The 21,277-nt window shown below is 38.9% G+C and carries 32 protein-coding genes and 1 pseudogene; 31 read left to right on the forward strand and 2 right to left on the reverse strand.

Annotated features, from left to right (window positions below; translation table 11 throughout):
• Window positions 1-74: 74 nt before the first annotated feature.
• The 18 genes from ACQRCC_RS14390 to ACQRCC_RS14475 all read left to right on the forward strand — a co-directional run bounded on the left by ACQRCC_RS14390 (window position 75) and on the right by ACQRCC_RS14475 (window position 11,558).
• Complete coding sequence (locus ACQRCC_RS14390) at window positions 75-710, forward strand: DUF1905 domain-containing protein (RefSeq protein ID WP_427851448.1); 636 nt, start codon at window positions 75-77, stop codon at window positions 708-710.
• Window positions 711-799: 89 nt separating this feature from the next.
• Entirely contained in the window at window positions 800-1,429 is a 630-nt protein-coding gene (locus tag ACQRCC_RS14395) for a 5' nucleotidase, NT5C type (RefSeq protein WP_427851449.1), read from the forward strand.
• A gap of 65 nt (window positions 1,430-1,494) precedes the next feature.
• A complete protein-coding gene (locus tag ACQRCC_RS14400; protein ID WP_427851450.1) occupies window positions 1,495-2,055 on the forward strand; it encodes an N-acetyltransferase family protein in 561 nt (186 codons plus the stop codon).
• 58 nt (window positions 2,056-2,113) lie between these two features.
• The gene (locus ACQRCC_RS14405; RefSeq protein ID WP_427851451.1) at window positions 2,114-2,740 is read left to right on the forward strand and encodes a DUF3267 domain-containing protein; all 627 of its coding nucleotides are present in this window, start codon (window positions 2,114-2,116) and stop codon (window positions 2,738-2,740) included.
• Between the two features lie 172 nt (window positions 2,741-2,912).
• Complete coding sequence (locus tag ACQRCC_RS14410; protein WP_427851452.1) at window positions 2,913-3,566, forward strand: hypothetical protein; 654 nt, start codon at window positions 2,913-2,915, stop codon at window positions 3,564-3,566.
• 87 nt (window positions 3,567-3,653) lie between these two features.
• Entirely contained in the window at window positions 3,654-4,151 is a 498-nt protein-coding gene (locus ACQRCC_RS14415; protein WP_427851490.1) for a GNAT family N-acetyltransferase, read from the forward strand.
• 1 nt (window position 4,152) lies between these two features.
• Entirely contained in the window at window positions 4,153-4,659 is a 507-nt protein-coding gene (locus tag ACQRCC_RS14420) for an MGMT family protein (RefSeq protein WP_427851453.1), read from the forward strand.
• 42 nt (window positions 4,660-4,701) lie between these two features.
• Entirely contained in the window at window positions 4,702-5,031 is a 330-nt protein-coding gene (locus tag ACQRCC_RS14425; protein ID WP_427851454.1) for a TIGR04076 family protein, read from the forward strand.
• A gap of 9 nt (window positions 5,032-5,040) precedes the next feature.
• A complete protein-coding gene (locus ACQRCC_RS14430) occupies window positions 5,041-5,526 on the forward strand; it encodes an adenylate kinase (RefSeq protein ID WP_427851455.1) in 486 nt (161 codons plus the stop codon).
• Window positions 5,527-5,582: 56 nt separating this feature from the next.
• Entirely contained in the window at window positions 5,583-5,915 is a 333-nt protein-coding gene (locus ACQRCC_RS14435) for a DUF3784 domain-containing protein (protein WP_427851456.1), read from the forward strand.
• Between the two features lie 26 nt (window positions 5,916-5,941).
• Window positions 5,942-6,364, forward strand: coding sequence for a DUF1330 domain-containing protein (locus ACQRCC_RS14440; RefSeq protein ID WP_427851457.1), 423 nt, complete (start codon window positions 5,942-5,944; stop codon window positions 6,362-6,364).
• Between the two features lie 27 nt (window positions 6,365-6,391).
• Window positions 6,392-7,207 carry an MBL fold metallo-hydrolase gene (locus ACQRCC_RS14445; protein ID WP_427851458.1) on the forward strand — a complete coding sequence of 272 codons (816 nt, stop codon included), beginning with the start codon at window positions 6,392-6,394 and terminating at the stop codon, window positions 7,205-7,207.
• A 133-nt stretch (window positions 7,208-7,340) separates the two neighbouring features.
• Window positions 7,341-8,138, forward strand: coding sequence for a helix-turn-helix domain-containing protein (locus tag ACQRCC_RS14450; protein ID WP_427851459.1), 798 nt, complete (start codon window positions 7,341-7,343; stop codon window positions 8,136-8,138).
• 43 nt (window positions 8,139-8,181) lie between these two features.
• The gene (locus tag ACQRCC_RS14455; protein WP_427851460.1) at window positions 8,182-8,862 is read left to right on the forward strand and encodes a GNAT family N-acetyltransferase; all 681 of its coding nucleotides are present in this window, start codon (window positions 8,182-8,184) and stop codon (window positions 8,860-8,862) included.
• Between the two features lie 14 nt (window positions 8,863-8,876).
• Complete coding sequence (locus ACQRCC_RS14460) at window positions 8,877-9,677, forward strand: alpha/beta fold hydrolase (RefSeq protein ID WP_427851461.1); 801 nt, start codon at window positions 8,877-8,879, stop codon at window positions 9,675-9,677.
• A 72-nt stretch (window positions 9,678-9,749) separates the two neighbouring features.
• Complete coding sequence (locus ACQRCC_RS14465; RefSeq protein WP_427851462.1) at window positions 9,750-10,331, forward strand: TetR/AcrR family transcriptional regulator; 582 nt, start codon at window positions 9,750-9,752, stop codon at window positions 10,329-10,331.
• Complete coding sequence (locus tag ACQRCC_RS14470) at window positions 10,328-11,239, forward strand: CPBP family intramembrane glutamic endopeptidase (RefSeq protein ID WP_427851463.1); 912 nt, start codon at window positions 10,328-10,330, stop codon at window positions 11,237-11,239. Before ACQRCC_RS14465 ends, ACQRCC_RS14470 begins: the two co-directional genes overlap by 4 nt.
• Before the next feature lie 121 nt (window positions 11,240-11,360).
• Complete coding sequence (locus ACQRCC_RS14475; protein ID WP_427851464.1) at window positions 11,361-11,558, forward strand: hypothetical protein; 198 nt, start codon at window positions 11,361-11,363, stop codon at window positions 11,556-11,558.
• A 140-nt stretch (window positions 11,559-11,698) separates the two neighbouring features.
• Here ACQRCC_RS14475 and ACQRCC_RS14480 read toward each other — a convergent pair whose 3' ends face one another.
• Entirely contained in the window at window positions 11,699-11,932 is a 234-nt protein-coding gene (locus ACQRCC_RS14480) for a hypothetical protein (RefSeq protein ID WP_300109993.1), read from the reverse strand.
• Window positions 11,933-12,121: 189 nt separating this feature from the next.
• Entirely contained in the window at window positions 12,122-12,343 is a 222-nt protein-coding gene (locus ACQRCC_RS14485; RefSeq protein ID WP_300109991.1) for a hypothetical protein, read from the reverse strand.
• A gap of 308 nt (window positions 12,344-12,651) precedes the next feature.
• Between ACQRCC_RS14485 and ACQRCC_RS14490 the strand changes: the two genes are divergently transcribed.
• The 13 genes and pseudogenes from ACQRCC_RS14490 (at window position 12,652) to ACQRCC_RS14550 (ending at window position 21,276) form a co-directional block, all read left to right on the forward strand.
• Window positions 12,652-13,374, forward strand: a complete 723-nt coding sequence (locus ACQRCC_RS14490) for an ABC transporter ATP-binding protein (RefSeq protein ID WP_427851465.1) — start codon at window positions 12,652-12,654, stop codon at window positions 13,372-13,374.
• Entirely contained in the window at window positions 13,371-14,108 is a 738-nt protein-coding gene (locus tag ACQRCC_RS14495) for an ABC transporter permease (protein WP_427851466.1), read from the forward strand. The genes ACQRCC_RS14490 and ACQRCC_RS14495 overlap by 4 nt, the downstream gene beginning before the upstream one ends.
• A 21-nt stretch (window positions 14,109-14,129) precedes the next feature.
• Window positions 14,130-14,990 carry a MerR family transcriptional regulator gene (locus ACQRCC_RS14500; RefSeq protein ID WP_427851467.1) on the forward strand — a complete coding sequence of 287 codons (861 nt, stop codon included), beginning with the start codon at window positions 14,130-14,132 and terminating at the stop codon, window positions 14,988-14,990.
• A gap of 170 nt (window positions 14,991-15,160) precedes the next feature.
• The gene (locus tag ACQRCC_RS14505; protein ID WP_427851468.1) at window positions 15,161-15,544 is read left to right on the forward strand and encodes a MarR family winged helix-turn-helix transcriptional regulator; all 384 of its coding nucleotides are present in this window, start codon (window positions 15,161-15,163) and stop codon (window positions 15,542-15,544) included.
• Window positions 15,541-16,092: a flavodoxin domain-containing protein gene (locus tag ACQRCC_RS14510; RefSeq protein WP_427851469.1), complete on the forward strand. Its 552-nt coding sequence runs from the start codon at window positions 15,541-15,543 to the stop codon at window positions 16,090-16,092. Before ACQRCC_RS14505 ends, ACQRCC_RS14510 begins: the two co-directional genes overlap by 4 nt.
• A 92-nt stretch (window positions 16,093-16,184) precedes the next feature.
• A complete protein-coding gene (locus ACQRCC_RS14515) occupies window positions 16,185-16,808 on the forward strand; it encodes a TetR/AcrR family transcriptional regulator (protein WP_427851470.1) in 624 nt (207 codons plus the stop codon).
• Between the two features lie 80 nt (window positions 16,809-16,888).
• Complete coding sequence (locus ACQRCC_RS14520) at window positions 16,889-17,428, forward strand: hypothetical protein (RefSeq protein WP_427851471.1); 540 nt, start codon at window positions 16,889-16,891, stop codon at window positions 17,426-17,428.
• Window positions 17,425-18,069: a DUF998 domain-containing protein gene (locus tag ACQRCC_RS14525; RefSeq protein ID WP_427851472.1), complete on the forward strand. Its 645-nt coding sequence runs from the start codon at window positions 17,425-17,427 to the stop codon at window positions 18,067-18,069. Before ACQRCC_RS14520 ends, ACQRCC_RS14525 begins: the two co-directional genes overlap by 4 nt.
• Window positions 18,070-18,102: 33 nt before the next feature.
• Window positions 18,103-18,549, forward strand: a complete 447-nt coding sequence (locus ACQRCC_RS14530) for a VOC family protein (protein WP_427851473.1) — start codon at window positions 18,103-18,105, stop codon at window positions 18,547-18,549.
• An 84-nt stretch (window positions 18,550-18,633) separates the two neighbouring features.
• Complete coding sequence (locus tag ACQRCC_RS14535; RefSeq protein WP_427851474.1) at window positions 18,634-19,068, forward strand: hypothetical protein; 435 nt, start codon at window positions 18,634-18,636, stop codon at window positions 19,066-19,068.
• Between the two features lie 67 nt (window positions 19,069-19,135).
• A pseudogene (locus tag ACQRCC_RS14540) lies at window positions 19,136-19,395 on the forward strand (EFR1 family ferrodoxin); the annotation flags it as partial.
• Window positions 19,396-19,871: 476 nt separating this feature from the next.
• Window positions 19,872-20,843: an alpha/beta fold hydrolase gene (locus tag ACQRCC_RS14545; RefSeq protein WP_427851475.1), complete on the forward strand. Its 972-nt coding sequence runs from the start codon at window positions 19,872-19,874 to the stop codon at window positions 20,841-20,843.
• Window positions 20,836-21,276 carry a helix-turn-helix domain-containing protein gene (locus ACQRCC_RS14550; protein WP_427851476.1) on the forward strand — a complete coding sequence of 147 codons (441 nt, stop codon included), beginning with the start codon at window positions 20,836-20,838 and terminating at the stop codon, window positions 21,274-21,276. Before ACQRCC_RS14545 ends, ACQRCC_RS14550 begins: the two co-directional genes overlap by 8 nt.
• The last annotated feature ends 1 nt before the right edge of the window (window position 21,277 follow it).

A 21,277-nucleotide genomic window follows, 5' to 3' on the forward strand; every position in this document is an offset into this window, starting at 1 on the left:
TAATTTTTAGAATTGTTTAGTTAACAAATTCGGAAATTTATATATAACAAAATATGTGAAGGGCTGGTGATCAAATGATATATAGATTTAGTGCGTTCATATATACTGAGGGTGGTCGCGCATTTATCAAGATACCATTTAATGTATGGGAAGAGACAGGTTTAAAGGGGAATATTCCATGCAGGGTGTCTATCCTTGGTCTTTCTTTTGAATGTAAACTGATTCCCAAGGGGAATGGGAAATATCTAATCCCTATAACGAAGAAAACACTGTCGGCGCTTGAGACTGAAGAAGAATATGAAATCGAAATGGAACCAATTGAAACACTATCGAGAATTAACCATGACAGCCCATATTCCAGGGAACATCCCATACGAAAAATAGATGGTATTAAAACTATTCCCCTTCAAGCCGGATCCTGTGGTCATTGCTGTGTTGCAATGCTTGCCGGTGTGCCTCTTTCCGATGTGATCATGTTGATGGGAAAAGGTCACGTATCGTGGTCAAAAATATTGGAAGCATTGGACTATTATGGAATATCCTATGCATCAAAGGCTGTTTATACCAAAGGCGGCTCATGCCAATTGCCGATGTGCTGCATAGTAAATAACGACAATAGATTTATACTTTGGTATAAAGGTTCTTTCTATGGTGTGACAGGTGTTGACTCAAAGAAAACAATAAGCTATATTGAAATATTTGTCGTTTGACAATGCGAGCGATAAATTTCCAGTTTACTTTTCTATTAAGCAGCAAATACAATAGTGATGAAAAACGTGAAAATCAGAAAGGAACCACAATGAAAATATATATAGATTTTGATGATGTAATCTGTGAAACAGCAAAATACTTTACAAAAATTGCAAAAGAAATGTTTAATATTGAGGTGCCTTATCGACAGGTTCAGTTTTTTAATCTTAAGAAAGCATTTGATTTAAGTGATTCACAGTATGATGAATTGATGAAGGCAGGACATATTCCGGAAAATTTGCTAAAATATGAGGAAACGGCGGGAGCATCAGAGACGATTAATAAGTGGGTCGATGAAGGGCATAAGGTTTCTATCATTACAGGAAGACCATTTGATTCCTATGAACCATCCAGAACATGGCTTGATGAGCATCAATTGGAGAGGATTCCTATTTATTTTGTGGATAAATATGGTCGGGAATCATTTAATCAGGAGTGTACATACAATTTGACCTTAGAGAAACTCTACAGCATGACTTTTGATTTTGCAATTGAAGATTCACCAGCTGCGTTTGAGCATGTTCTGCATTTTGAACAGTGTAAAGTAGCCGTATTTGATCGCCCCTGGAATAGACAGTTAGAGTTTCCAAATGACAGATTTGTGAGATGTTTAGACTGGAAGGAGATTGACCGGATATTTGAAGAGTATGTTATGGAAGTGTGTTTCCCGGTAGAATAATCAATCATTGAAATAATAACTACTGTTTTCGTATCAGGAAGTCGAAATTTGTAGGAGAAAAAGAAATGGAAATTATGCCAGTAAACATAGAAGATGCAGAAGAACTTCTCTCAATCTATGCACCGTATGTTCGGGATACCGCGATATCATTTGAATATGAAGTGCCTTCTTTGTCTGATTTTCAGGATAGAATACGAAGTATTTCATCAGATTTGCCATATATAAAAGCAATAGAGAAAGGTGAAATTCTTGGGTATGCTTATGCCGGTAAATTCAAAAACAGGAAAGCATACAACTGGTCAGTGGAAGTGACTGTTTATGTTAGAAAAGATTCCAGAAGAGCAGGTGTTGGAAAAGCTTTATATCATGCATTGGAAGATTCTTTAAAACGTATTGGTGTTTTAAATATGAATGCATGTATAGCGCGGCCAAAAGAGGAGGATGAACATTTGAGTAATGACAGCTACTATTTTCATAAAAAAATGGGATTTCATCCTGTGGGCACTTTTCATAATTCCGGATACAAGTTTCATACATGGTATGACATGATCTGGATGGAAAAAATCATAGGGGAACACCAAAAGCATCAAAGCAATGTCAGATTTGGCGAATGGACGGTAGAATAGTAAATCAAAATTGTTTGAGTAGATAAACAGAACACTACCGTTTTACAGGAGATAGTTGATGAAGAAAAATGAAAGAAAACTGACGGAAAAAGAATTGAAACGCAAAGAACAATTTGAAATTCTAAGGGCAGATATGCAGAAAAACGGATATAAAGAAAAAGCGCTGACCATCGGTATTTTGCAGGCTAATGTTGGAGCAATTATCATTATGCTGCCGTTTGTAGTTTTAACTGCTGTTATTTATTTCACTGTCAATAGCATCGGGACGAGGGAGATATCTTTGAGATTCAGCATATTGCTGCTTCCTATTCTCCTGGTGCTGATTGTTTTGCACGAACTGATTCATGGACTGGTCTGGGGCTGTTTTGCTAAAAACCACTTTCATTCGATTGAATTCGGTGTTATCTGGAAGGCTTTGACGCCATACTGCACTTGTTCGGAACCGATGAAAAAGTGGCAATATATGTTAGGAGGAGCTATGCCAACGCTGATCCTGGGAGCAGGAACTGCGGTGATTGCAGTGGCGACAGGTCAATTGCTTTTATTTTTTATTGCAGAACTTATGATCTTTTCTGGAGGCGGCGATTTTCTGATTATCCTGAAAATTCTGTTATATCGCTCAAGAAAAGAAACTGTGTATTACGACCATCCCTACGAATGCGGCGTAGTAATATTTGAGAAGTAGCAGTTCAATTCTGCAATGCTCTCCGCAGATGAAAATGAAACTTTTGCGCAGGTTTCCAATATGAGGGTACGCTGAGAAGCAACGCTGTAAAAAACGGAGAAGTTATTGACATGAAAATGTATGCACTACTGAGAACAGAATTGTAAAAATCAGGCTTTGGGGATTTAGAATTATGGAAAAAGATAAACTGATACATGCTATTATATGGTCGGCCTCGTATATTGTGCTGTATGGCATCTTGACTATCGTAGGGAATTTGTTTTTTACAGACACGCTGATTATAATCTGTGGTCTTGCAGGTGGACTTTATATCCTGATTAATGCATTTTTTATCAAATATAAAAGAGAAAGGCTGTTTATAAATGGATTGATTTCAGCATTTGCTGTACTGTGTCTTGGTATATTGTTTGGGAAGAATCTTGATTTTGAAGGGGTTCTGGCTATTGGTGCTGCAATGTCGATTATAGATATTATCAGCTTTACAAAGTATGGAAAGCACACTATGAATGCAAGGGCGATGTCCAATGTCCATTTCATGTCAAAGTTAATTGTATATGGAAAAGAGAAAAATGATGTATTAATTCCCACCTGCGGAATCGGAGATTATCTATACTATGCTATGTGGATTTCAGGGATTCATACGGTTTCAGATTCGATTTATGCTTACATTCTGGCGGCGATCATGATTTTGCTGGGCAGTGGTATACATTATGCTATCATTGTGAAACTGTGTCAGCGGGAAAACTACAAAGGATTTCCAGGAACAATATTTCCGTTTTTGTGCATTGCCATACTATATGTGGCCTTGTATTTCCTGAAAGGTTAGCAATGCGAATGATCATTTTAAGCTTGTGAAAAGGGAGATAGTTTTGTGATTGAACTAAAAGGAGTTGGAAAATCATATCATGAGAATATAGATTACACTATAAGAGAACTAAGACAAAATGAAGTAAAAATATTAGATATATTTTTGTATGAAGCAATATTTATTCCTGAAGGAGTTACAGCACCTTCAAGAGATATAATTAAGCAACCAGAACTGCAGGTATATGTTTCGAACTTTGGAAAGCACAAAGGTGACATTTGTTATGTCGCTGAAATTGAAAATAAGATAGTGGGAGCAGTTTGGGGGCGTATTATGAATGACTATGGGCATGTTGATGATGAAACGCCATCACTTGCTATTTCACTGCTCAAAGAATATAGGAATTATGGTATTGGGACTAAATTGATGAAAAGGATACTTACGGAACTAAAAGAACATGGGTATAAGCAGACATCGTTGGCAGTACAAAAGACGAATTATGCTGTCCGGATGTATAAAAAAGCAGGATTTGAAATTATTGATGAGAATGACGAAGAATACATTATGATGTGCAAGTTGATTATCTTAAAAGCAGGAGGTGACTGATATGGCTAATGAAGATAAGAAGGATTTCAATGCTATGCTGCATGACAGCAAGGATATGCCAAAGCTCCAGATTATAACGGATCAAAAGAGTACTGAGAAATATGGTGGAAATAGGATGTATTTTGCACCGCCGGTCGATTATGACAAAGTGATGAAGAGAATACCCTGTGGCAAGGTGATTACGGTCGGTAAAATCAGGGAATATTTTGCAAAATTAAGCGGTGCAGATTTTACAGAACCTATTACAGCCGGAATTTTTGTTTCCATTGGTGCATGGGCGAGTTATCAGCGTTCAGAAGATGAAACGCCTTATTGGAGAACGCTAAAAGCAAACGGGGAACTGAATGAAAAATATCCCGGCGGTATTGAATCGCAGAAGGCGAAGCTGGAGGAAGAAGGACATACAATTATTCAAAAAGGGCGGAAAAATATCAGGTATTTTGTGAAAGATTATGAGAGCTTTCTTCTTGATTTGGATGATAAATTCCAAACTGATTTAAATCAATGATAAATGTCTATTAATCTATACGTTATGAATGGAGGGGCAATTATGGGATGGAAAAATAAATGTAAAATTACGGTAATGAGGAGAGAATTTTTCTCAGATCTGGCAAAGGAGTACTGTTCGAATCCGAATGTTGGCAAATGCAGTGTATTTCAGGAAGGACAGGAATTTATCGTGGATAAAGACAATTATCTGACGATGCTGAATGGACAGTTCTGTTCCGAAGCGTGGGCTGCTATCAGCCATTATGTCTATGCAGCTTTGCAGGGCGGATCTGTGATGCATGGATGGATGAAAGATGAAAAGGTTATGATTACCTGCTGCAATGACGGAACACGTCCGGTTATTTTCAAGATCGAACGAATGGAAGAATAAAGGGAAATTATGCGAAAAGTGATTGTTATTGGATGTCCCGGTGCAGGGAAAAGTACATTTGCAAGAAAGCTGAGAGATGCGACAGGGCTTCCCTTATATTATCTGGACATGCTGTGGCATAAACCGGATCAGACGAATGTTTCCAGAGAAGAGTTCGAAGCACAGATTAAAGAGCTGGTGCAAAGGGATCAGTGGATCATCGACGGAAATTATCTGCGCACGATGGAACTGCGTCTGAAGGAATGCGACACCGTTTTTTTGCTGGACTATCCGCTTGAGATCTGTCTTGCGGGAGCAGAATCCCGTATCGGGAAAAGGCGGGAAGACCTGCCTTGGATTGAGAAGGAGTTTGATGAAGAATTCAGACAATGGATCATTGATTTTCCGAAAGAACAGTTGCCACAACTCTACGAATTAATAAAGAAATATCAGGACGGCAGAGATATTGTCATATTTACATCGAGAGAAGAAGCGGATGAATATCTGGCGAGGTGATATAGGTAGGTTTACTGGATGATGAGCGATAAATTATGAATTAAAAGGTGAAGTGTATGAAGTTATCGGATGTGTCAAATGGTTCGGATTGGATTATTTGGGTGATATTTGTTCTGTTTGCGATTCTTTCAATTATATTAATTTCCGGGCATGGAAGTGGACTTATTGCTGGTTATAATACAGCTACAAAAGAGGAAAAGGATAAATATGATGCTAGAAAAATGTGCAGATTTACAGGAATCGGGATGGCAGTTGTTGCAATTCTGATCTTGATTATGGGGCTTTTTGAGGATGTGCTTCCGGTTGAGTTTGCATACATTTCTGTGGGAATCATAGTTTTAGATTGCCTGATATTGTTTATAGTAATTAATACGATTTGCAGAAAGTAAACAGTGTTGAGGATGTGGAAATATGCATGAAGTTAGGGCAAAGGTATTCTATCTGCGCAGAATGGAATGAACATTTACAGAGGATGCGTGGATATGCCGCATTACCGGTATGTGGTAAGAAACGAAAATATATAGAAGGAGCAGTACATATGGCATATTATTTTATGATTGATACGTATATTACCGAGGACGGGAACCGGGAAGAATATGATTTTTATATAGAAAAGGTCAGGCCAATCGTGGAAAGCTATGGAGGTGAATATCTTGTCAGAACCGAAGATGTTACGTGCCTGTCGGATAAAAGAAAGCCACAGCGTGTCATTCTGATCAGGTTTCCATCAAAGGAAGATCTGGATGAATGCTTCTCATCCAAGGAATATCAGGCGATTATGATGAAGCGTGTCAACAGTGTAGATGCCAGAGCAGTTATAGTGGAAGGCGAACCGTAGAGTACTTGTGAAAGGAAGAAAAAGAGTATGGGTAAGAGAATACATCAGTTAAAAATTGATTTTCATGTAACTCCCGAAATTAAGAGATATGTATATGTCTATATCATAGAGGGCGAGTTCTGTTATTTGATTGATTCCGGTGTTGACGGTGCGGAAGAAATTATAGCAAATTTTTTAAAGTCTATTGGAAGGAAACTGACGGATGTAAAATGTATATTCCTGACCCATGCGCATCCGGATCATATTGGAAGTGCCGCAAAGATCAGAGAAATGACAGGATGTAAGATATATGCCAGCGCTGGTGAAAGTCGTTGGATCAGGGATATTGATCTGCAGTTTGCAGAGCGCCCGATTCCAAATTTCTATACCCTTGTCAACGAATCCGTGACGGTTGATGAGATACTTAAAGATGGTGATTGCATTAAGTTGGAAGATGGTCTGACCATAGAAGCAGTTGGAACACCGGGACATTCCTGTGACGAATTATCCTATCTGTTGCCGGAAGAGAGCTGCATATTTACCGGTGATGCGATTCCGGTCAGAGGTGACATACCTATCTGGATTCAGAGGGATGATAACAGGAAGAGTCTGGAAAAGCTAAAAGAAATAAAGGGAGCTGATATATTTTATCCGGCGTGGGATGAAACGTATGATAGGGAGCAGGCAATGGACAAGATCGAAGATGCGATGATGCTTATGGATGAAATACAGCAAAATGTAGACCGATGCAAAGGTATTGCAGAGTCTCTGGATGAGATGGTGGTGCAGGTGTGTAATGAGATGAAAACACCGCATTTCCTGAAGAATCCGTTATTTAGGAGGACGATAGAAAGTTTTCTATAAATGAATGGGATTTTCGGAAGAAAAACAGCAATGCAACCTGTAGTTTACATTTAGAACCCAGGTGATGGTGGTCTTTCAGACATTAAGCAGGTATCATTGGCATGAACAAATTGTTCAGAATGGAGGGCGCACTATGACATTAGGCGATAAATTATCACGATTGAGAAAAGAAAATAACTACACACAGGAGCAGCTCGCAAATGTTCTGGGAGTTTCCAGACAGGCAATCAGTAAATGGGAGAGTAATATTACATATCCTGAAACAGACAAACTGATACGGTTGAGTGAATTATTTGATTGTTCATTGGATTATTTGCTCAGAGATACGATGGAAACAGATAACAAGAATCAGACTGATGATGAATCTGCCATTTTCTTCAGAAGGCATACGGGGTATCGTCTGCGTGAAAGAAAGAGTGAAAAAACAGTATGGGGTATGCCGTTGTGGCATATTGGCAGGAATGCAAAAGGCTTTGTTGCCGTGGGGCTCAATGCCCGTGGAGTGATCGCGGTCGGACTGAAAGCAAGAGGAATTGTATCTCTCGGCATGTTATCCATGGGATTGCTGTCCTTCGGTATGTTTTCGCTTGGCATGCTTTCTGTCGGAATGCTGGCATTCGGTATCATGTCGGCAGGAAGTTTATCGGTGGGTGTATTTTCAGCAGGAGCTATCAGCTTAGGAATTGTATCTTTTGGTGCAATTGCAATCGGTGATTTTTCAGTCGGTGCTTTAGCGGTTGGAAAATATTTTGCTCTTGGTGACAATGCACGGGCGATGATTGCCATAGGTGATACGCAGGCTGTGGGCAGCGTATTTCAGAGTATTGGAAAACTTACCCCTAAAGATGTAACCGCTGTAAAGGAATTGTTGGATACGGCTGTTCCAAACTGGCTTTCGTGGGCAAAAGAAATTATAAAATTGTTTATATAGCAATAAAATGACTAAATAATGAAAAACATGTAAGGTGATTAATATGAAGAAGAAAGAACCGGAAATCAAAACTAAGAGAATTCTGATCCAACCGATGTCGGATCAGGAAATTGAAAACCTGATTGAAACATCTGAATCGGGTGAACTTCGTGCAGCTTACGGTGAAATGTTATCCGGGTGTAAGCGTGACCCTGAAAACAGGGTATGGTATGCACCCTGGAGGATGACGCTGAAAAGTGATGGCACATACATTGGAGATCTCGGCTTTAAAGGAACAGCTCATGAATATGCTGTTGAAATCGGTTATGGCGTTTTGTCGGAATATGAAGGAAAAGGATATACTACGGAAGCTGTTCAGGCGATGACACAGTGGGCATTTGGTAATTCAGGTGTCATATTTGTTGAGGCCGAAACCGAACCGGATAACAAGGCTTCCCAGCGGGTTTTGGAGAAATGCGGATTCATTCCTGACGGAGAGGGGAAAGAAGGTCCACGTTTCGTTCTGGAGAGTCCCCTTACAAACTGGATGACGATCTATATGCTTTTTGGATTAAGCATCGGCACCGCTTTTGGCTCGTCCGCCGGAAGCACTGGAATAGGCCTATCCTTAGGGTTGTGTATCGGGATGTGCATTGGGGCAGCTCTTGACTCATCCGCTAAAAAAGAACGACAAAAGCTATGGGAACGGCGCAGAAATGTAGGTAAAAAGGAAAAACAATCATAGTTGATGGACACGATATGAATATTTATGTGGAAGGAAGTGGAGATACAACACTTGTTTTCATGTCGGGTGGTGGAACGTGTTCTCCTGTATTGGATTTCAGATCTCTTTATTCTCTTTTGAGTGATGATTACCGGATAGTTGTAGTCGAGAAATTTGGTTACGGGTTCAGCGATATTATTGATAGGAATCGAGACATCGATTCAATTCTTGAAGATACCAGAAAGGCACTTACATGTGCCGGGATACAAGCACCATATGTCCTTTGTCCGCATTCCATGTCCGGACTGGAGGCTTTATACTGGGCACAGAAGTATCCGGATGAAGTAACTGCGATTATCGGTCTTGATATGGCAGTGCCACAGTATTATGAGAATATGAAGATTAGTATTCCAATGATGAAGATTACGGGGCTGGTTGCGCAACTGGGTGTTACCCGTCTCATTCCCGGTATCTCCGAAAGTGATGCCATAAAGCATGGAAGTCTGACAGATGAGGAAAAAGAAATTTACAGAGCTATTTTTTTCAGTCGCACACAGACCAAGACCATGATTCACGAGTACATTGCAGTTAAGGACAATGCAAAGATTGTTTCGGAAATGGGGATTCCGCAAATTCCCATGCTGCTATTCCTGTCGAATGGTACAGGCACTGGATTTGATCGGGAGACATGGCGTAAAATTCCCAAGGAGTATTTTGCAAAGATGGATTCTGTCCAATATATAGATCTTGATTGCCCACATTATATTCATGACTATGAATATGAGGTGATTAGTCAGAAAATAATTGAATTTCTGAGATACAATTATGGAATTTAACGATTTACATTATAAACAGCTTATGCTATAATGGCTAATATAATTAACTAAAATATAAATAGGAGTAGCCTGATGAAAGCTGGATTAGATAAGAAGACAATTATTGAAGCGGCTGCTAAAATGGCAGACGAGAAAGGTGTTACTAATATAACCTTGAAAATGTTAGCAACAGAATTAGGAATAAAATCCCCGTCTTTGTATAAGCACTTTAGTGGCGGACTTGATGAGTTGAATAAAGAACTGATGTTGTATGGTTGGCGTTCGTTGGAAAGTGAAATAACAAGAGTAGCCATAGGTAAAGCAAAAGATGATGCAATTATTGCAATCTGCAATACCTATCGGAAGTTCGTTGAAGAACATAAAGGATTGTTTGAAGCTATGCAATGGTATAATATGTATCAATCGGAAGAACATCTTCAGGCAACCCAGGGGACGGTATCTGTGCTGTTTCAGGTTCTGGAAGCTTATGATTTGGCTGAGGAACAGAAAGTTCATATTGTTCGTATGCTCAGAGGATTTCTGCAAGGTTTCTCATCTATAGAGAGTCACGGAGGATATGGAAACCCTGTATCATTAAACGATACTTTTGATTTTGCATTAAAAACAATACTACAGGGGATTCGTGGTCTACAAGGAGGAAGAAAGACAGAATGAAGCAATTATTGAAAAATATCAGTCCTTTCAATAACAGAACGGAAATGTCAGCGGCATTATTCATTGTAAAGAAAATCCTTGCCTTTTTTGTATGTTACGTAGTTGGATTGTTTGCGGCAGAAGGAGTCGTTATCCTGCTACATTTTGTGCTTGGTAAAAATGTTTTTGCAGGTGAAATGTTTGACACACAGACCATAACGCTGATAACATATTACGGTTATATTGTTATGGCAAGTGTGGCGTTAATGTATTGGAAACGGATTGAGAAAAAACCTTTGACAGAAATGGGATTAACAAAACACTTTGGAAATTATTTTATTGGTGCTATTACAGGTGTTATCCTGATTGCCGTTTCTGTCTTTGCTATCGTTTTAACGGGAAACATTGAATATCACGGATTTTTTGAAAATACTGATATTCTTATGATTATTCTCTTAATAGGTGGATTTATCGTTCAAGGAGCAACAGAAGAAATTCTCTGTCGAGGAATTGTGTTACACGCTCTTAAAGAGAAAACTTCGATCTGGATTGCAATAGCGATCAGCACGGTTATGTTTATTATGCCGCATTGGTCGTCTCTGTTTACGGACGGCATGATTTACGGTGTTATTGGCGTTGCTAACCTTGTCTTGATTTCAATAATCTTTTCGCTTCTGACTATCCGTTTTAAAAGTATTTGGGCGGCTTGCGGTTTGCATTCAATTTGGAACGCCATACTGTATAGTGTTCTCGGATTAAATTTAAGTGGAAATGATGAAACTGTTACGGCTATCTTCAAAATGCAGTCCATAGGTAAAAATATATGGAATGGCGGCGAATATGGTATTGAAGCAAGTATGATTACCACCGTTGTATTAGTTTTTTCTGCCGCATTGATTTGGTATATATGCAAAAGGAGAACTACATAGATTACACTTCTCTGGGAGAAGGTAATGCAGCGGAATATACAGAAAGAATTGTCGAATGGAAAATGAAACATAGGAGTGGAAAAGCTGATGTTTTGGGAGTTTCCCTTTTGAGGTGAAGGTCATGACAAGTTTAGATAAACAGATAAGAGTAAAAAATGTGATTCAACACATGTGTGATTATATTGAATGTCCGGAATGTGAATTTTACAGACCGGAGGACGATACTGACGGGAATTTTTATTGTGCAATCAGGGACTACGATAAAAGGGTACCATATCAAAAAGATTGGGATATGCGTAGCGCAATGGTGAGTGATTAAGAGGTCATAAAAAGGCAGGTCTATCACAGGAATAACTTGCTGAAAGTTAAACGTAACCAGACAGGCAATTACGAAATGGGAAACAGACAAAGGAATTCCCGATGTTTCCAATCTGATTGCAACGCTTTTTACAGATAACATCACATACTTTTTCCATTTGATTTCTTTTCTGCAAGAAGCTTCTTCAATTTTAAGATTTCCTGCTCTTGTTCCAGCAGTTTTCGATCTTTATCTGCCAGTTCCTTATCCCGGTCTGCCAGTTTCCTATCCCTATCTGCCAGTTCTTTTTTCAGTCCGTCAATCTCGCCTTTCATATCATCAATCATAAAGTTTATGGTATTCTCATCCTGTTTTCTCAATGCCTCCGAGAACATTCCTATCGCCTCCTCCGGATGATGCCGAAAATACGTCACATCCTCATAAAGCTCTGCAAACTCAATCTTTTTGTATCTTCTTTATTATCCTCAATTTTAAAGAAATTTTCAAGAGATATAAAGAAATATTCCTCCAGAAGATCTAACTTCAGACCTGTATCGAACTTCCATTCCCCACGATGCAGATACTCATTTTTGACAGGCGTTCCGGATGAACCTCCGCATCAAATACGTGCTTGAAAAAGTATCATAAGTCATCTTCATTCCCCTGACACCCATGCAGAATTGCACAAATTGTTCCTGAAATATCTGTTTCAAATCAAGAAATTTGGAATACACTACCGGATTCTTTCTAATCTCCCGCATCACCTCTTCCCGGCTCTTTTCTTCTCCAAAAATCATCTTACTCAATAATAATTCCTCCTTTGCATCAAACACATAAATCACTTCGGTGTGCACATCAACGTTCTTCAGTTACCATCTCTTCATTGTCGGGTTTTTCTTTGATTCAAAGCTCCGAAAATGAGACGCCTTCCGACGAAGAATAATAAGGGGCAGTCAGAATTTTGCTCCTGCATCATAGATAGGATATCACACATCTTGCATTATGTAAATAAAACCCTGTTTATGTAAATAAAATTGTGTTTAAGCGAAAAGCGCTTGACTCGTCCCTTACAGGAGATTGTAGCATAGCCTTAGAAACGAAAAGGAGGCTAAGTATGAGTACATGTATAGAAGTAAACGATTTGACAAAGTCATTTCACGGAAGAGCGGTTGTAGATGGAATTACATTCCGTGTGGAGAAAGGAGAGGTATTCGGATTACTGGGGCATAATGGGGCAGGGAAAAGTACAACCATTGACCTGGTTCTGGGACTTAAGAAACCGGATGGGGGAAACGGAACGATTTTTGGAATGGAACCTCGCGCAAATCGAAAGGCAATATTTGAACGTGTAGGTGTGCAGTTACAATCCTCAAATTATCAAAATAATATACGGGTGGATGAACTTTGTAAAGAGATGTCTGCCCTATATGAGAATCCGGAGGATTACCATACATTGCTGCATTTTTTCTCTCTGGAAAAATTCGAAAAATCACAGGTAAACAAGTTGTCTGGGGGAGAAAAACAAAGATTATCCGTTGCGCTGGCACTGATTAATAAACCGGAAATTGTGTTTTTGGATGAATTGACCACAGGACTTGATACGGCAGCAAGAAGAGAGGTATGGAGACACTTAAGGGAATTGAAAAATAACGGAACCACTATTTTTCTGACCACACATTATATGGAGGAGGCAGAGAGTTTGTGTGACCGGATTTTCCTGATCAAAGATGGGAAAAAGGTGACTGAAGGAACAGTAAAAGAAGTTATTGAAAGCAGTCCTTACGATAATCTGGAGGAAGCGTATCTTTGGTATATGGGAGAGGAGGTTGCGCGATGAAACGATTTTTGAAACTTTATATGATTGAACAGAAACTGGCGCTGCGTTCTGGTGATATGTTGCTTTTCGGCGTGGCAATGCCGGTGGGAATTATGATACTGATTAACATGATAGCAGGACAGAAACAGGCAGGAGAGGGATTTACTTATCTGGAAAGTTCCTTTGCTTCACTGATTGCAGTGGGTATCTGTGCGGCGGCATTTATGGGGATTCCTTTGACAATTGCTGATTATCGTGATAAGAAAATATTGAAGCATTTCTTTACGACACCCTGTAGTCCCATGTGGATTTTAGGCAGTGATGTGCTTTGCGGTGCGGTAACAGCCATGTTATCTGCCACATCTGTATCACTGGTTTCCGTTATTTTTCTTGGGTATAAAATGGGGGGAAATACTCTGGGATTTATCGGAGCCTGGTTTTTGACTCTTGTGTCCATGTTTAGCATAGGACTATTGATGGCGAGCATTTGCAGGACTGTAAAATCAGTGAATGCTGTAACTACTCTTGTGTATTTTCCGATGCTGTTTTTATCCGGCGCAACTATACCGTATGAATTGTTCCCCAGTGGACTTCAGAAGGTTTCCAATGTATTGCCGCTGACTCAGGGGATAAAGCTGATGAAGGCTGTTTCCATGGGAATGAAAATGGATTCTATATGGAAGACTGTTGTATTGCTCGTAGGTATTACATTGGTTTGTACTATGATTTCGGTTAAGACATTTCGGTGGGAATAAGCGAAGAAGAAGGAGATTGAGATGAAAGAAATGAAAATGAGAAAAAAGCATCTTTTTTGTGACGAGAAAGATAACACACATTTCTATAAAATCGGTATGTTTGCCAACATGAATCGTGTAACTATTAAGACGCTTCGTTATTATGATGAGCAAAAACTGCTGGTTCCGGTATATGTGGATGAGGAAAATGGTTATCGTTATTATGAGGCAGGACAGATGGCAGATCTGCATCGGATTATGGCATTAAAAAGCATGGGATTCTCTATCGATGATATTCGAAAAATCATGGACGGGGCAGAGGAAAAATCTCTGTTACTTGCTAAAAAGCAGGAAATATTAACAGAAATTGCGGCACTTACTAACAAACTGGCACAGGTGGAAAGTTATCTTGCAAAAGACAGTGTCAACCTGTCTGCCCCCGTTCTCATCAAAGAAATTTCGGAAGTAATTGTATGTACCATGGAACAGAGAATTCAGTCTTACGATGCACTGTTTGAGCTCATGCCGGAAATGGGAGCAAAGATGGAGCAGCTTGGCTGTGTATGTGCTCAGCCGGAGTATTGTTTTACTCACTATCTGGAGCCGGGATATAAGGAAGAAGATATATTGGTTGAAATTTGCCAGTCAGTGACAGAGAAAAAACAGGACTATGAGCAGTTAACATTTAAGGTATTGCCTAAGGTACCTAAGGCAGCATGCATTTTTCATAAGGGCTCTTATAATACCCTTCATAAATCATATGCAATGTTGCTTCAATACATTGAAGAAAATGGGTATGAGATTTGCGGAAATATCAGAGAGTCTTATATCGATGGTGTGTGGAATAAGGAATCAGAGCAGGAATGGCTCACGGAGATACAGATTCCGGTGCAGTCATTTTAGAGATAATAGAATTTGAAAGGATTTGAGATTGCAATCGAGGAATCTGATTCACTTTGCGTTATGAGTACCTATGGGGCAATCAATTTGTCTTTTGGTACAATCATTCCTTGATAAAAAATGTAATATCTTGCATAATATATGTAACATCTTGTATATTAAGGAGGATTTAAATGAGTTTTGATTTATCAGTAAGTAATCTCAATACTGAGAATATAGATGCACCCTATTATCTGATTGGATTAATCAATCGTTTTAATAACAGTTTCCAGGCAGCAGCAGACAACATTTTTGAGGAATTAAGTTGGAAGCAGATTCTGTCTAAATTGGAAAAACAGGGTTTTGTGGAAGTTCATCAGGATTCTTCGGATAAAAGAAAGCAGCGAATAATTCTCACTGATAAAGCAAAGGTGTTCCGTATACTTTATGATGAACCGAGTAAACAGGCTATACAGTTGATATTTGGAAATATAAGTGAAGAAGAATTGCTTACAACAATATCGGTATTTACCAGACTGAACAAAAATGTGGATAAACTGAAAGGACGGATGGAATGATGAAGTATATTGTGATGTATTCATCAAAATACGGAAGTACACAAAAATATGCAAAGTGGATTGGAGAAGCTCTTTCCTGTGAAGTAAAGGATATCCGGGAAATTTCTTCAGGCATGCTGCAAAAATATGATGTTGTTATTCATGGCGGAAGCCTTTATGCCGGGGGAGTAAGCGGCATGAAACAGCTTGTAAAGCTGTATCCAGTAATTAGTGATAAGAAGCTGATTCTATTTACCTGCGGACTGGCTGATCCGACATCGTCACAAAATATTATGCATATTGAGAATGGTGTCGCAAAGGCTGTATCTAAAGATATGTATGATAATATGAAACAATTTCATTTCCGGGGAGGCATTGATTACAGCAGGTTGTCTCTGATTCACAAGATGATGATGTGGATGCTGTGCCAGACAATGAAAAAGAAAGGATACAATAATTTGTCTGATGAAGATAAGTTAATGCTGGATACATATGGTAAACAAATTGATTTTTCAGATAAGAGCACAATTAAACTGCTGGTTGATTATGCTACGACTTACCGAACGTAATTCTACAAAATAGTAAATAGTTCTTCTTGACAGCAGAAAAGAACTAGCTTATAATAAGGCTAATGATAATTAGCTTTATGGGAGAGATAACGATGAACACAAAACAAAAAATACTTTTGGAATCACTGCGATTGTTTTCACAAAGAGGATATGATGCAGTGAGTGTTGAGCAGATTGCTGCTGCGGTCGGAATAAAAGCTCCTTCTTTATATAAGCATTACAAGAGCAAGCAGGAAATTTTTGATGCAATATTTGAAGAAACAGCCAGAAGATACGAAGACTTTACGGATACGATTTCTGTTCATGTAACGGATTCTGAACAGGATGTAACCGTATTTGAAAAAATTACTGCGGATGATCTTGTTCAAAAGGTAAAATCTCTGATTGAGTATTCTCTGCATGATGAGTATGTCAGCAGGTTCAGGCGGATGATGACCATTGAACAGTTTCGGTCTCCGGAACTGTCAGAGCTTTATTCGAGGAGATATGTCAATCAGATCCATGATTATCACAGTGGGTTATTTACAAAAATGATTGCAGCCGGTGTGCTGGAAGATGAAGATCCTGTCATTCTTGCAATGATGTATGATGCACCGATTCTTGTTATGCTGGGTGAGTGTGACAGACATCCGGAAAAAGAGGAAGAATACATGAAAAAATTAGAGGCACATGTCAGATTGTTTTATAAGACCTTTAACCGTAATGGAAAAGAATAATGAGCCAGACGCAAAAGACGCAGTGCTGAATGAGGAAACTATTCAGTTACTGTGCTTTTTTCTGTCAGAAAGGAAGAAAAATGATGAAAGCAATTGTTTACACAACGAACACAGGAAACACAGAGAGATATGCAAAGATGCTTGGGCAGCGGATCGGTTTGCCGGTTTATGCTTTAGAGGATGCAAAAAAATTTTTGGAAAAGGGGACTGGGATCATTTATCTTGGATGGATCATGGCAAGTGGTATTAAAGGATATAAAGATGCGGAAAAGCATTTTTGTATCCGTATGGTCTGCGCCGTCGGTATGGGGGCAACCGGGACACAGCTTCAGGAAGTCAGAAATAAGAATCAAATTCCCCTGTCAACAGAGGTTTTTACCCTGCAGGGAGGTTTTGATATGGAAAAACTTCGAGGAGTAAACAAACTGATGATGAGTATGATGATGAAAACGGCGGGAAAAGCACTTGTTGAAAAAGCAGACAGAACTCCGGAAGAGGATGATATGCTGGATCTGATGATGCATGGAGGCAGCCGGGTAAGTATGGAAAATCTTTCAGAACCTATCAAGTGGTATGAACAGTTACAAACTTGTATTACAAAGGAGAGACGAGAAAAATGAACGAAAAACTAATAAGAAAACTGGGATTACTGGGGATTGTAAGTTTACTATCCTACACAGCAGCTGTTGTTTTGTCGCCGCTTGCTTATCCGGGATACAACTGGATTTCACAGGCTGTCAGCGATCTTTCTGCTGATTCTGCACCGTCCAGAGTGCTCTGGAATCAGCTGGGTGCGCTCTATATGCCATGTGGTATTGTCTGTGTGACCATGTGCTGTGTGACGATTAAAGAACACTATAATCGGGTCTTGAGGATGGGGGTATACTTGTTTGCAATTATGAATTGGATTTCTGCAGTAGGATACAATATGTTTCCATTGGTGGATGCAGGTATATCCGGGCGATTTCAGGATATTATGCACCTGGTTGTAACAATGGCAGTGGTTATGCTGTCATGTGCTTCGCTGATGTTGATTGTATACGGAGGCTTGATTCAAAAAGAATGTCCGTCATTGGGAAAATGTGCACTGGCAGCACTTGCCATGATGATAACAGGTGCAGTTGGTACAGCAGTTTTGCCACATAATTACTTTGGAATACCAGAGAGATTCAGCGTATTTGCTGCATCTGGTTTCACAGCAGTTTTAGGAGTATACCTTTATATGGGATGGAAGGGAAAAGAAAATGTCAGTGATTGTTGAACTTGGAAAATTGTTCAGAAGGAGGAAAAAATAATGTTTCGATATGTCCATACGAATATTATTGCAAAAGATCATGAAAAGTTAATCGCATTTTATAAAAAGGTGTTTCATTGTAAAAGTATCGGAGAAACACGGGATCTGCGTGGGGAATGGCTCGATAAAATGACTGGAATATCAAATGCTCATATTGTTGGAGAGCATTTATGCCTGCCAGGTTACGAAGAGGATCACCCTACAATTGAAATTTTCTCTTATGATGAGATGGAGACAGCAAATGTTCCACAGATAAACCGGTGTGGAATTGCACATTTGGCTTTTGAGGTAGATGATGTGGAAGAAACATTAAGAAACTTGCTTAAAGAGGGCGGAAGCCAGATCGGTGAAGTTGTAAAAGCAGACTATGATGATGGTCGAAAAGCAATATTTGTCTATGCAACAGATTGTGAAGGAAACATTATTGAGCTGCAGAGTTGGAAATAACTCTCCCGTGGAAATGTGTGGTTTTATATTTTAAAAATGAGAGAATTGTGTTGATGAAAACTTGAATTTATGGTGGTGGATAATATGGAATGGTTTAATGTTTTTGGACTGATTTTTATTGTAGTCGTTATGATACCCAATATTGTATTTGCGATTAAGTGCAAAGATGGCTTTGATAATAAGTGGAACAATAAATATGTTGAGGTCATAGAACAAGTAGGGAGATTTGGTTGTTTCGGATTCATGATAATCAATATTCCGGGAACTTGGTTCGGGTGGTGGTCTGACGAAGCATTTGCACTATATCTGATTGTAGATGCCATATTGGTAATGCTTTATTGTGCAATTTGGATTATATGTTTTAAGAAAAGCAGCATTTTCAGAGCATTAGCACTTTCTATTATTCCTTCAATTTTGTTCCTATTTAGTGGGATTATGAGTAGGTCAGTGTTATTGATCATTGCATCAGTATTATTTGCACCAAGTCATATTGTGATTTCATATAGAAATGCAAAATAATATTTGAAAAATCCAGTTTGTCGGAATCACTATCTAAATCTGGAATTTATAAGGAGAAAACACATAAATGATAGGAATTTATTTAAGTGGAACAGGAAATACGAAGCACTGCGTTGAAAAGCTATTATATTTGCTGGATGATACTGCAAAAAGTGTTCCATACAATATTCTAATGCGCCCTTTATGGTGCGCGATTTTATTAAAAGAAATGCTTCCTTATGGAAAGGGAAAAAAGTGTTTTGTGTAAATACAATGGGGCTTTTCAGTGGTGATGGAACAGGCTGTACAGCAAGAATTTTAAAGAAATATGGTGCAGAAATCCTGGGCAGTTATCAACCACCTAAGTTTGTAGTAGCAAAACAGGCTGATATTTGGCGTGAATAATCTAGGCTAATCAATCTCTGGAGAACAATTTATACAGGAAATGAAAATGATGGATTATGATGAATAAAGTGACCTGCTCAAAGACACAGAAGAAATGGCGATTTTTCCGTCGGAGCATTATCAATTGTACTTCAAAAAATCGGAGAGTTTTCCATACAGGACATTGCTGCTGTAAAGCAATCGCTTGATACAATATGCAACTCAAAATAACAAAAATCATATAAATGCGTAAAGATAAGTTGGTAGACAATTTGTAAGATTCTTTTATGATAGAGATATAAATATTTATGAAAGGAATCGTAATCGTGGTGAAGAAAACAATGAGAATTATAGGAATCATATTTTTGTGTGTATTAGTAATTGGTGCGTTTATAGGATGTTATTTCTGTTATCAAAACCTCCATTGGTGGGAGAAAGACATGAAGAAACTTGCGAAATTGGGTGTTGTCGAAAAACAGGTCACTCTGCCAAATGGTAATGTTATCAATTATGGCGAGCTGCCGGGTGAAGGTCCCGCACTTTTACTCATTCATGGTCAGATGGGTTCCTGGGAAGATTACGCATCTGTGATGATCAAGTTGCACGAAAATTGGCACATATATGCGATTGATGTGTACGGACATGGAGAATCTGCGCATGAAGAAGAATTATACTACTTAGACACAAATGGAAATGACATGATCTGGTTTATTGAGAATGTGATAAAGCAGAAAACCGTTGTGAGCGGTCATTCAAACGGAGCTTTGACAGCTGCTTACATTGGTGCTTATGGTGGCGAGATGATAAAGGGTGTTGTGTTGGAAGATCCACCTGTATTTTCAACACAAGGAGAAAATTGGGAGAATAGCTTTGCATATCTGGATACTTACAAACCTTTACATGACTATATTTCTTCAGAGCAAACAGAATGCTGGCCGGCATATTACTTAAGGCATTGTTACTGGGGAAAATTGTTTATGAAGGATTCTATGCCGGGGATTGCAGATTACGCACAGCGTTATAGTGAGAAGCATCCGGGAGAAGAAGTAAAAATCTTCTTCATGCCATCCAGTGTAACCTGCGTTTTTCACTATGTGAACCAATACGACATGATGTACGGTGAACACTTTTATGATCTGACCTGGAACAATGGTATTAAGCACGAACAAATGTTATCAGATATTAAAATTCCGTGCATATATTTGCATGCAAAAGAAGAAGTGGCAAATAACGGGGTTTATTTATGTGCTGCTTCAAGGAAACAGGCAGAAAGAGCCGTTGCATTAATAGGAGATAATTGTAGACTGATTGAAACAGAAAACAGCAATCATAATATTCACGGTACACACACGCAAATATATTTGAATGCAATCAATATCTTTTTGAAAGAAGGTATAGAGGAATATGATTAAAGAAAATATCCTGATGCTTCGTAATGTGAACGGATATTCACAGGAAGCAGTTGCAGAAAAGATTGGTATTTCCAGACAAGCCTATGCAAAATGGGAAAAAGGCGAAACTGTTCCGGATGTGGAGCGTTGTCAAAAACTGGCTGAATTATATGGTGTTACACTTGATTCGCTTGTAAATTTCTCTGATAAGGTAGGTACCACTACTTTGCTACCGGAACCCAAAGGGAAACATATTTTTGGGACGACAAGAATCAATGACCGGGGGCAAATTGTAATTCCCAAAAAAGCAAGGGATCTGTTCGACATTACGCCAGATGATGCGTTAATTATTTTGGGTGACGAAGAAGAGGGAATTGCTATCATTAAAGCAGATAAATTTGAGAAAAGACTAAATGATGCATGGAATCGAGTGAAACGCGAAATTGAAGAATAAC

Origin of the sequence: Sporofaciens sp. SGI.106 (assembly GCF_050314255.1) — a bacterium.
Lineage (GTDB): Bacteria > Bacillota > Clostridia > Lachnospirales > Lachnospiraceae > Claveliimonas.